The sequence below is a fragment of the Mycolicibacterium novocastrense genome, from assembly GCF_001570485.1.
Lineage (GTDB): Bacteria > Actinomycetota > Actinomycetes > Mycobacteriales > Mycobacteriaceae > Mycobacterium > Mycobacterium novocastrense.
Genome location: NZ_BCTA01000048.1, coordinates 1 through 510 on the forward strand (window position 1 = coordinate 1; position 510 = coordinate 510).

The 510-nt window shown below is 62.5% G+C and carries 2 protein-coding genes; both read right to left on the bottom strand.

All coding sequences use genetic code 11. The features are described 5' to 3' along the window. Positions 1 to 150: BlaI/MecI/CopY family transcriptional regulator (locus tag RMCN_RS18595; protein WP_165604460.1), on the bottom strand; the 150-nt coding region annotated here is incomplete at its 3' end. A 149-nt stretch (positions 151 to 299) separates the two neighbouring features. After that, positions 300 to 510 (bottom strand): L,D-transpeptidase (locus RMCN_RS18600; RefSeq protein ID WP_131808582.1); only part of this gene is annotated, 211 nt, incomplete at its 5' end.

The following is a 510-nucleotide window of genomic DNA, read 5'->3' on the forward strand; positions in this document are numbered from 1 at the left end:
CATGGTGGACATCACCGTGGTGTAGGCGATTTGCCGTTCGGCGGCCAGTTGCTCAAAAATTTCCCGTACCGTCATCGACGCCTCAGGTCCGTAATCCCACACGCGTTCCATGATGACCGCTTCCAACTCGCCGAAGCCGCGCACCCGCACCGTTGAACCTCCACTGTTCGACGAAGAGCTTACCGGCCACCATGGCATACGCGCGATTCAACAGACGCTGAGGCAGGGCGCACATTAAGTGCCCGGGTGGCCGCTGTCGCCGAAACGGCACCAACCGCATGCTGTATCGGCGCGAGCCGCTACGCCTGAACGGTGACGGGATCCCCTACTCGCACCATGTCGAAATACCACTCGGCGTTTTCCGGGCTGAGGTTGATGCAGCCGTGGCTGACATTGGCCGCTCCCTGCGCGTCGACCGACCAGGGGGCCGAGTGTACGTAGACACCTCCCCATGTCACCCGCACGCCGAATTCGCCGTCGATAAGGTAGCCCTCCGGGTCGTCAAGGGGG